This is a genomic window from Streptomyces sp. NPDC127084, from assembly GCF_042724175.1.
Taxonomy (GTDB): Bacteria; Actinomycetota; Actinomycetes; order Streptomycetales; family Streptomycetaceae; genus Streptomyces.
Genome location: NZ_JBHXFA010000133.1, coordinates 10,272 through 20,172, shown reverse-complemented (window position 1 = coordinate 20,172; position 9,901 = coordinate 10,272). Strand labels below are relative to the sequence as shown.

The 9,901-nt window shown below is 72.0% G+C and carries 8 protein-coding genes; 2 read left to right on the top strand and 6 right to left on the bottom strand.

The window, feature by feature from the left end; translation table 11 throughout:
* Positions 1-180 precede the first annotated feature (180 nt).
* Both purH and purN read right to left on the bottom strand, forming a co-directional pair.
* On the bottom strand, positions 181-1,731 hold the full coding sequence (gene purH, locus ACFWI9_RS26035) for a bifunctional phosphoribosylaminoimidazolecarboxamide formyltransferase/IMP cyclohydrolase (protein WP_387165468.1): 1,551 nt from the start codon (positions 1,729-1,731) through the stop codon (positions 181-183).
* 11 nt (positions 1,732-1,742) lie between these two features.
* On the bottom strand, positions 1,743-2,420 hold the full coding sequence (gene purN, locus ACFWI9_RS26030) for a phosphoribosylglycinamide formyltransferase (RefSeq protein ID WP_387165466.1): 678 nt from the start codon (positions 2,418-2,420) through the stop codon (positions 1,743-1,745).
* Positions 2,421-2,627: 207 nt separating this feature from the next.
* On the opposite strand from purN, the gene ACFWI9_RS26025 reads away from it, so the two are divergent.
* Positions 2,628-3,494, top strand: a complete 867-nt coding sequence (locus ACFWI9_RS26025; RefSeq protein ID WP_387165465.1) for a hypothetical protein — start codon at positions 2,628-2,630, stop codon at positions 3,492-3,494.
* On the opposite strand, the gene ACFWI9_RS26020 is transcribed toward ACFWI9_RS26025, so the two are convergent.
* Complete coding sequence (locus ACFWI9_RS26020; protein ID WP_387165467.1) at positions 3,495-5,267, bottom strand: DUF6350 family protein; 1,773 nt, start codon at positions 5,265-5,267, stop codon at positions 3,495-3,497.
* Between the two features lie 130 nt (positions 5,268-5,397).
* On the opposite strand from ACFWI9_RS26020, the gene ACFWI9_RS26015 reads away from it, so the two are divergent.
* On the top strand, positions 5,398-6,816 hold the full coding sequence (locus ACFWI9_RS26015; RefSeq protein WP_387165464.1) for a sigma factor-like helix-turn-helix DNA-binding protein: 1,419 nt from the start codon (positions 5,398-5,400) through the stop codon (positions 6,814-6,816).
* Positions 6,817-7,042: 226 nt separating this feature from the next.
* Here ACFWI9_RS26015 and sucD read toward each other — a convergent pair whose 3' ends face one another.
* The 3 genes from sucD to ACFWI9_RS26000 form a co-directional block, all read right to left on the bottom strand.
* Entirely contained in the window at positions 7,043-7,927 is an 885-nt protein-coding gene (gene sucD, locus ACFWI9_RS26010) for a succinate--CoA ligase subunit alpha (RefSeq protein ID WP_387165463.1), read from the bottom strand.
* 25 nt (positions 7,928-7,952) lie between these two features.
* A complete protein-coding gene (sucC, locus tag ACFWI9_RS26005) occupies positions 7,953-9,131 on the bottom strand; it encodes an ADP-forming succinate--CoA ligase subunit beta (protein ID WP_387165462.1) in 1,179 nt (392 codons plus the stop codon).
* Positions 9,132-9,454: 323 nt separating this feature from the next.
* The gene (locus ACFWI9_RS26000; protein ID WP_387165461.1) at positions 9,455-9,790 is read right to left on the bottom strand and encodes a hypothetical protein; all 336 of its coding nucleotides are present in this window, start codon (positions 9,788-9,790) and stop codon (positions 9,455-9,457) included.
* Positions 9,791-9,901 lie beyond the last annotated feature (111 nt).

Below are 9,901 nucleotides of genomic sequence, written 5' to 3'. Positions count from 1 at the left end.
GAGTTAGAGTTCTTCTGGGGGGGGGGGGGGGGGGGGGCGGGCGGGCGTGCGTTCGCGCGGCGCGGGGGGCGCCGGTGGCGGGCCCCCCCCCGGACCGTGTTGTCATGTGCCCGCGTCATGGGTCCGCCGCCGGGCAACGGGCCCATGACCGGTGGCCGTGGCGCGGCCAGGGCCGACGCGTCAGTGGAAGAAGTGGCGCGTCCCCGTGAAGTACATCGTCACGCCGGCCTTCTTCGCGGCCTCGACGACCTGCTCGTCACGCACCGAACCACCCGGCTGCACCACGGCCTTGACCCCCGCCTCGGTCAGGATCTCCAGCCCGTCCGGGAAGGGGAAGAACGCGTCCGACGCGGCGTAGGAACCGGTCGCGCGCTCCTCACCCGCCCGCTCCACCGCCAGCTTCGCGGAGTCGACGCGGTTGACCTGGCCCATGCCCACGCCCACCGACGCGCCGTCCTTGGCGAGCAGGATCGCGTTGGACTTCACGGCGCGGCAGGCGCGCCAGGCGAAGGCCAGTTCGGCGAGTTCCGCGGCGTCCAGCGCGTCACCTGTGGCAAGCGTCCAGTTCGCCGGGTCGTCACCGTCCGCCTGGAGCCGGTCGGTGACCTGGAGCAGGGCGCCGCCGTCGACCGGCTTGACCTCGACCGGTGCCGCGGGGGCGTCGGGGCAGCGGAGCACGCGGATGTTCTTCTTGCGGGCGAGTACCTCGACGGCACCGTCCTCGTAGCCGGGAGCCACGATGACCTCGGTGAAGATCTCGGCGACCTGCTCGGCCATCGCCGCGGACACCGGGCGGTTGACGGCGATCACCCCGCCGAACGCCGAGAGCGGGTCGCAGGCGTGCGCCTTGCGGTGCGCTTCGGCGACATCGGCGCCGATCGCGATACCGCACGGGTTGGCGTGCTTGATGATGGCCACACAAGGCTCGGTGTGGTCGTACGCGGCGCGCCGCGCGGCCTCCGTGTCCGTGTAGTTGTTGAACGACATCTCCTTGCCGTGCAACTGCTCGGCCTGTGCGAGCCCGCCGCCCGCCTCGGTGACGTACAGCGCCGCGTCCTGGTGCGGGTTCTCGCCGTAGCGCAGCACGTTGGAGCGCTGGTAGGTGGCGCCGATGAAGTCGGGGAAGCCACTGTCGTCGGCCGGGGCGTACGAGGACGCGAACCAGGACGCCACGGCGACGTCGTACGCGGCCGTGTGCTGGAACGCCTCGGCGGCGAGGCGCTTGCGGGCGGTCAGGTCGAAGCCGCCCGCGGCGACGGCGGTGAGGACGTCGGCGTAGCGCGCGGGGCTGGTGACGACCGCCACGGACGGGTGGTTCTTGGCGGCGGCGCGGACCATCGAGGGGCCGCCGATGTCGATCTGCTCCACGCACTCGTCGGGGCTCGCGCCGGAGGCCACGGTCTCGCGGAAGGGGTAGAGGTTCACCACGACGAGGTCGAACGGCTCGACGCCCAGCTCCGCGAGCTGCTCACGGTGCGCGTCAAGGCGCAGATCGGCGAGGATCCCGGCATGCACCCGCGGGTGCAGTGTCTTGACCCGGCCGTCGAGGCACTCGGGGAATCCCGTGAGCTCCTCCACCTTGGTGACCGGGACACCGGCAGCGGCGATGCGGCCCGCGGTCGAGCCCGTGGAGACCAGCTCCACCCCGGCCTCATGCAGCCCGCGTGCGAGCTCCTCAAGACCGGACTTGTCGTAGACGCTGACCAGCGCGCGACGGATGGGCCGCTTCATGGTTTCGGCGGTCACGGGATAAACACCTTTCGTCCCTCAATGCGGTAGCCGTTGCGGGCCAGACGCCCCACGACATCGACGAGCAGCTGACGCTCGACTTCCTTGATGCGCTCATGCAGAGCGGCTTCATCGTCCTCGTCCCGTACGTGCACCACGCCCTGCGCGATGATCGGACCGGTGTCGACGCCGTCGTCGACGAAGTGGACGGTGCATCCGGTGACCTTGACGCCGTACGCGAGCGCGTCGCGGACGCCGTGGGCCCCGGGAAAGCTGGGGAGCAGGGCCGGGTGGGTATTCACGAACCGGCCGCCGAAACGGGCGAGGAAGTCCTTGCCGACGATCTTCATAAAGCCCGCGGACACCACGAGGTCCGGCTCGTACGCGGCGGTCGCCTCGGCCAGCGCGCGGTCCCACTCCTCGCGGCTCGCGTGGTCCTTGACCCTGCATACGAAGGTGGGGAGCCCGGCGCGCTCGGCACGTTCGAGACCGGCGATCCCGTCGCGGTCGGCGCCGACCGCGACGATCTCGGCGCCGAAGCCTCCGGGGCCCCCGGGATAGGCGTGGATGGCGTCGAGCAGCGCCTGGAGGTTGGTGCCGGATCCGGAGACCAGGACGACGAGGCGGGCGGCGGCCACGGGGACTCTTTTCGCGTTGCGGTACAACAGGCGGGAAGGCGTTTGTGTGGTCATACGAACAAAACGAGTCCGGTGATACGGGGAACTCTACGAAGCCGTCGACCGTCAGCAACGATACCGGCACACCAAGCGGCCCCCACGGGACGGGGGCGCGACCGGGAGGTAGCGTCTGGGGCAGGGCACTTCCGCGCACGGAAGTGCCCGTGCACAGCGGGTACCCAGCGGTACTCAGCAGTAGCCAGAGGGGAAGACACTCGTCACATGCCGTCCACGCCGGACCGAAGCCGCCATATGGCTCTCCGCTCTCCGCTCGCACGCGAGCGGAGCTCCCTGACGCTGGGGTCCACGCTGCTGCGTGATCGCCAGTCCACGGAACCGACGGAGGGGTCCCGAGACGACAGCAACCCCTTCGCACCGCCCCCCGAGGGCTCCCCCGACCGGCCGTGGGAGCCGCGGCGGGGCGCCGGGGACGACGGAAGCGGGACCGGCGAGGGCCAGAGCGGTCGCGGCGGCAATGGCGAGGGTACGGGCGAGGGCCGTCAAGGCGGCCGGGGTTCGGCGTCAGGCTGGGGCCAGTGGAGCAGCCGTCAGCCGGGGCGCTCTTCGGGTGGTGGCTTCGGCGGCAGACCCGGCGGGCAGGGCGGGCCAGAGAGCGGCGGCCCCGGTACCGGTATGCGCTGGGACCCGACGGATCCGGCGCAGCGACGGGCCCGTTACGCGCTGCTGGCGGGCATGTGGGCCTTCTTCTTCGTCCTCTTCGACCTCTCGGAGATCGCCCTGCTGCTCGGCGCGCTCGCGCTGTACTGGGGCGGCAGCTCACTGCGCGCCAAGTCGCGCCGAGATGCCTCCGCAGCGAGTGCGGCGGGCATGGCGGGTGGTTCGGGGGCGGCAGCCGGACCGGGTACGGGGACTCAGACGGGCGGGGGCCGGCCCCAGGTCACGGCCGCGGTCGGCGGCATGGTGATGGCGGTGGTCGCGCTCCTGATGGTGGCGACGACCTTCACGATGCAGCTCGTCTACAGCGACTTCTACACCTGCCGGGACGACGCCCTCACCAAGTCGGGCCAGCTCGCGTGCAACGAACTGCTGCCCGATCCACTGCGCAAGGTGATCGGCGTCCAGGAGTAGTCAGGGCAGGTCGCGCTGGGCCCCGGGATCTGCCTCAGGGCCCGGCGCGCCGCTCTGGTCCGGAGCCGGGCACGTATCCGCCCCCACGGTCACGTCCCCCTCTCCGCCGGGTCCGCCGGACTTCGGCGCAGCCGTATCCGTCCCCGTATCCGCGTCGACTCCTGTCCCTCCGTCGTCCTTGCCGACGGATTCGGATACGGAATCGTCCTGCTCAGGCGCTCCTGGTTCGGCGCCGGCCCCAGCCTCCGTCTCGGGCGCGGCATCGGCGACCGGGCCTACCCGGCCGTTCCCGCCCACCGCGCCGCGCACCAGGCGTGCCAGGCGTACCAGGCCCGCGAGCCCCAGCGCCGCCCGTGCCCGCTTCGCAGCCGCCCAGCGGACCTCACGCGAAGCCGCCGGCCTGCCGCGGCGGGACTCGCGACGCATACGCCAGGTGTGCGCACCGACCGCTACCGGGATGCCGACAGCCGCCGTCCAGACGAACGCCGCCGCACCCGTGAGCCACCAGGCCGGGCCGAAGACGGCCAGCCTCCCCGTCCCCAGCGGACCGCCCGCCCAAGCCGCCAGCAGCGCCATGAGCACCGCGCACAGTGCGGCGGCGAGCAGGGCGATACGGGCCGTCTCACGGCGGCCCCCGGAGCCCTCCCGACCGTCACCGGGGTTGTCAGCGTCACCGTGGTCGTCGGCCTCGCCGTGTCTGTCGCCGTCACCGTGGTCGTCGGCCTCGCCATGGTTGTCACCGTCGCCGCCCACCGTGCACGCGGCGTGCGCCGCACGGCTCGTACACCAGCCGATGACACCGCCCGCCGCCACCGGGACGGCGGCACACGCCCACATCAGCGGCGCCTCCAGGCCGTGCGGTGGTACCGCCGCGAGCAGCGGGAAGCGGAGCGGTCTGGCGTCTCCCGCGACGGCGAGCGGCCCCGCGGCGGCGTCCGTGCCGAGCGCGAAGCCGGGTCCGAGAGCGAATGCGGCGCCCCACACCGCCGCGTTCGGCACGAGGGTCACGGCCAGCACCACGACCGCGATCCGCCCCGGCCAGTCCGCGGCGAGCCATACGAGCGACTCCCCCGCGGCTTGCCAGTTCCACACCAGGGACGCTCCGAGCAGCAAGGCTCCGCCAGCCGCCAGGGTCGCGGTCGCCGCACCCGCCGCGCGCAGCGCGACAACGCACCGGATGCGTGCGCGGGGGGTACACAGGACCTCAGGCACCCATGCGGGCAGCGGCCCGAGCGGGCGCCCGCAGGCCGTCCAGGCGCCCGCGACCGCTGACAGGGTGGTCACGGCGGGCAGGTGCAGCGCCGCGCTGAGCGGTTCGGCGGCGAGGGCGCCACCAGTGGAGTACATCGCCACAGCCATGGCGATCACCAGATAGCCGCTCGTCACGCCGGACAGCACCAGCCCCGCGGCGCCCCGGGCACCGGCCCCCGATTCGAGCGTGTCGCGTACCGCGCGGTGCGCCGCCCATACGGGCAGCGCCACCAGCAGCAGCGGCACCACCCCGACGGGCGCGGGGGCGCCCGAGAGGGTGTCCACGCGGACGAGTTCCGTGCCGTGCGCCAGCAGCCACAACCCGGCGGCCACGTGCAGCGCGCCGCGCGGGCCGCTGTCCGGATACGGCGAGCTGATCCACATCAGGGTCACCGGCACCGCCAGCGCGCCGAAGCCGAGCCCGGCCGCCACCGCACCCCGTAGCACGGCCGCCGTGAACAGGACGGCGGGCGGCCGGGCACCCTGTACGGCCACCGCTTGTACGGGGCTGTGGTCAGTCATCTGGGTCACCCGGCCATGCTGCCAAGATGGCCCGATGTATCCGGGTAACAGGCAAATGGCCGTGGTGTCGCAGAAGATACTTTTATGTACTGTTCGTAACGGCACCGTCACCCGACCGCATGGAGCCTCCATGAGGCGAAGCACACCGGACTCCGCCGACAAGAACGCCGAGAAGGCTGAAGCCGCCAAGAGTCCCAAGACCGCGCACACCAAGCGCGCAGGCGATCTGCCGTCTCCCAAGGAGCGCCGCAGGCTGCGCGAGTCCAAGGCCTTCAGTGAGGAGCAGGTCGCACAGGCCGTCGGGGTCACCCGGGCAACGGTCCGCTCCTGGGAGACCGGCCGGACGAGCCCGCGCGGACGCAAGCGCGAGGCGTACGCGAAACTGCTGGCGTCGTATCAGGCGGAGCTGACGGCGAAGGAGGCGGCCGACGCCCAGGCGGAGCGGGAAGCCCGCTGGGCGGAGGCCACCCGGGGGCGGGACGGCGGCCCCGAGGACACCCTGGAGCTGCCGAAGGCCGACGTGGAGCCTCCAGCGGCAGCGAGTGGCGAGGATTGCGGGAAGCCCGCGCGTGACCACGAACCGGCAGCTGAACCCGCGACCGGCCCCAAGGCCGCCCCCGAGGCCGAGTCCATAGCCGTGGCGAGCACCCAGGCGCAGGAGGACCGCCTCCACCCGCACCTTGCCCAGCTCGCCGCCGAGTTGCTCCACCCCTCGCCGCACCCCGTGGGAGAACCCGCCCCCAAGACCGCCGAGCAAGCGTTCGACCTGCTCTATAGGCGCACGGTCTCCTGTCTGGTGCGCCAGACCTATCTGCTCACCGGCAACCGGGAGTTCTCCCTGGAGGCGGTCGAGAACGCCTTCCACCGTGCATGGCAGCGCTGGCCCGAGGTGGCCGTCGACCCCGACCCCCCGGGCTGGCTGCGAGCGGTGGCCTACGAGTACGCGATGTCCCCCTGGCACCGGCTGCGCCGCGGCCACCGCACAGAACCCGACCGCCCCGACCGGCCCGGTCGATCGACCACCTCGGCGCTCCGGGCGGCACTGCTCGCGCTGCCGCCCTCGTACCGCCGCGCCCTGCTGCTGTACGACGGGCTCGGGCTCGACCTGCCCGAGACCGCGGCGGAGACGGAGGCGAGCACCCCGGCTGCCGCGACCCGGCTGCTGAACGCGCGCGCGGCCATCGCTGAGCGTGTTCCCGAGCTGCGAGAGCCGGACGCGCTGCACGAGGCGCTGGCCGGCCTCGCCGCGGCACTACCAGCCCCCGAGCTCGCACCCGCGACTGAGGTGCGGGCGTGCAGCGAGAAGCGCACGCGGTTCTGGACCCGCGCCTCGTACGGGCTCGCCGCCGCCATACTCGGGGCATCACTGCTGACAATGATCTTGAGCAGGGAGATCTACGAGGCCCCGCGAAGCCCCGGTCGCTCGGTCGGCGGGGTGCCGTCGAACCCAGGGCCGATGGCCGAGACTCCTGACCGCGTCGAAGCGCGTCAGCAGCTCCGGGACCACCCGCTGAACGGACCGGGAGGACTCGTCCCCCTTACCGATTGACCGACCTCGATGCGGGACGAGGCAGGGCCGCGGGCGCGCGAACGCGAGGAAGACCGGGACGCCGAACGTACGGGAGACCGGGCGCACACGGGGTGCGCGGCGAAAACGCGGCACGCGGGGAACGCGCGAAAACGCGGCAAGGGGCCCGCCCCCGGTCTCCCGGAGCGCGGACCCCTTGCCTGCTTTGGGCCGCTTGGGCCTGCCGGCTGCCTCAGTCGGAGGAAGCTCAGCCCGCGAGGATCTCGCGAGCCAGCTTGGCCGTCTCGGTCGGCGTCTTGCCGACCTTCACGCCGGCGGCCTCCAGGGCCTCCTTCTTCGCCTGGGCGGTGCCGGAGGAGCCGGAGACGATGGCGCCCGCGTGGCCCATGGTCTTGCCCTCGGGGGCGGTGAAGCCCGCGACGTAGCCCACGACCGGCTTGGTGACGTTCGCCTTGATGAAGTCGGCGGCACGCTCCTCGGCGTCGCCGCCGATCTCGCCGATCATCACGATCAGGTCGGTGTCGGGGTCGGCCTCGAAAGCCGCCAGGGCGTCGATGTGGGTGGTGCCGATGATCGGGTCACCACCGATGCCGACGCAGGAGCTGAAGCCGATGTCACGCAGCTCGTACATCATCTGGTAGGTCAGCGTGCCGGACTTGGACACGAGACCGATGCGGCCGGGCTTGGTGATGTCGGCCGGGATGATGCCGGCGTTCGACTGACCGGGGGTGATCAGACCCGGGCAGTTCGGGCCGATGATCCGGGTCTTGTTGCCCTTGGCGCCCGCGTACGCCCAGAACTGGGCGGTGTCGTGGACGGCGACGCCCTCGGTGATGACGACCGCGAGGCCGATCTCGGCGTCGATCGCCTCGATGACCGCGTCCTTGGTGAACTTCTCCGGGACGAAGATGACCGTCACGTCGGCGCCGGTCTTCTCGATGGCCTCGGCGACGGAGCCGAAGACAGGGACCTCGGTGCCGTCGAAGTCGACCGTGGTGCCCGCCTTGCGCGGGTTCACGCCACCGACGATGTTGGTGCCGGAAGCCAGCATGCGCTTGGTGTGCTTCTGGCCCTCGGAGCCGGTCATGCCCTGGACGATGACCTTGGATTCCTTGGTGAGGAAGATAGCCATGGTGAGTCTGTGACCTCGTCCCTTGTTACTTGGCAGCAGCCAGCTCGGCGGCCTTGTCAGCCGCGCCGTCCATGGTGTCCACACGCTGCACGAGCGGGTGGTTGCGGTCGTCCAGGATCTGACGACCCAGCTCCGCGTTGTTGCCGTCGAGCCGCACGACCAGCGGCTTCGTCACGGCCTCGCCCTTGGACTCAAGGAGCTCCAGGGCCTGCACAATGCCGTTGGCGACCGCGTCACAGGCGGTGATGCCGCCGAAGACGTTGACGAAGACGGACTTGACGTCCGGGTCGCCGAGGATGATCTCCAGGCCGTTGGCCATGACCTCGGCGGAGGCGCCGCCACCGATGTCGAGGAAGTTGGCGGGCTTGACGCCGCTGTGGTTCTCACCGGCGTAAGCGACGACGTCGAGGGTCGACATGACCAGACCCGCGCCGTTGCCGATGATGCCGACCTCGCCGTCGAGCTTGACGTAGTTGAGGCCCTTGGCCTTGGCGGCGGCCTCGAGCGGGTTGGCCGCGGCCTTGTCCTCGAGCTCGGCGTGCTCGGCGTGGCGGAACTCGGCGTTGGCGTCCAGGGACACCTTGCCGTCGAGGGCGATGACGCGGCCGTCGGCGACCTTGGCCAGCGGGTTCACCTCGACGAGGAGGGCGTCCTCCGCGACGAAGGTCTTCCACAGGGTCACGAGGATCTCGGCGACCTGCTCGGCCACCTCGGCCGGGAACTTCGCGGCCTCGACGATCTCGCGGGCCTTTGCCTGGTCCACGCCGTCGTTGGCGTCGACCGGGATCTTGGCGAGCTTCTCGGGGGTCGTCGCCGCGACCTCCTCGATGTCCATGCCACCCGCGACCGAGGCCATGGCCAGGAAGGTGCGGTTGGTGCGGTCGAGGAGGTACGAGACGTAGTACTCGTCGGCGATCTCGGGAGCCGTCTCGGCGATCATCACCTTGTGGACCGTGTGGCCCTTGATGTCCATACCGAGGATGTCCGTGGCGCGGGCAACGGCCTCGTCCGGCGTGCCGGCCAGCTTGACGCCACCGGCCTTGCCACGGCCGCCCACCTTCACCTGGGCCTTGACGACCGAACGGCCGCCCAGTCGCTCGGTCGCCTCGCGCGCCGCCTCAGGCGTGTCGATGACTTCACCGGCCAGCACCGGTACACCGTGCTTGGCGAAGAGGTCCCTCGCCTGGTACTCGAACAGGTCCACGCGCGTCCGTCCCTTTGCTTCTAATCGTCGCAGTTGTGATTCGCGGTTCGTTGTCTGCGTGGGCGTGCCGCGAAGGGCAACGTGACTGCGCTGTCACTAGGGAGGCGTACACGGTGGCCGGGCACGCGGCATGTCCGTCTCGCAGAGTATCCCCGTGGGCCTTGGGTCCCTAAATCGCAGATCACAGAGCGGCGGTGATACCGGTCACAGACCGCGTACGGAGCGGGCGGCCCCCACCCCAATGGAGGCCGCCCGTGCGACCGCGACACGGGGCGGGGCGGGGAACCGCCGATCGCCCGCCTACCCGGGCCAGCGGGGCTGACTCAGCTGCCGTGGATCACGCGCTCGGTGGCGTGCCGGGCTACATGCTGGGTGGCACCGTCGGCGTAACTCGGGGTAATCGCGGTGGCTGCGTCCTGGGCACCGAAAACCGCGTGGGACGCCACCGGCGTGGCGGCGACCGTGCCGGTCAGGTCCTGGGCGAACGGCCGCGACTCACCGGCCACCCCGCCCGCGAAAGAGCCGGTCGAGCCGCCGACGCCGTGGGCGACCGGCTTGACCTGGTCGGCGAGGGTCCCGACCAGCGGTGCGACCGACCCGGCCACCCCGCCGGCGAAGGGGCCCAGCTCGGAGACGACGCCGCCCGCGAAGGGCGTCACGTCCCCGGGGGGGGCCGGGGGGGGACCCGCGGCGGCGCCGCCCGCCGGGCCCGGGCGCCGGGGGGCGCCGGCCCGGGGCCCCCCCCCCGTCGGGGGGCGGGCGGGCGGGGC

Bases quoted from the DNA above. Each gene is read 5' to 3' on its own strand.
- ACFWI9_RS26025 (WP_387165465.1), top strand. From the start codon at position 2,628: ATGCCGTCCACGCCGGACCGAAGCCGCCATATGGCTCTCCGCTCTCCG.
- ACFWI9_RS26020 (WP_387165467.1), bottom strand. From the start codon at position 5,267: ATGACTGACCACAGCCCCGTACAAGCGGTGGCCGTACAGGGTGCCCGG.
- ACFWI9_RS26015 (WP_387165464.1), top strand. From the start codon at position 5,398: ATGAGGCGAAGCACACCGGACTCCGCCGACAAGAACGCCGAGAAGGCT.
- sucD (WP_387165463.1), bottom strand. From the start codon at position 7,927: ATGGCTATCTTCCTCACCAAGGAATCCAAGGTCATCGTCCAGGGCATG.
- purN (WP_387165466.1), bottom strand. From the start codon at position 2,420: ATGACCACACAAACGCCTTCCCGCCTGTTGTACCGCAACGCGAAAAGA.
- purH (WP_387165468.1), bottom strand. From the start codon at position 1,731: ATGAAGCGGCCCATCCGTCGCGCGCTGGTCAGCGTCTACGACAAGTCC.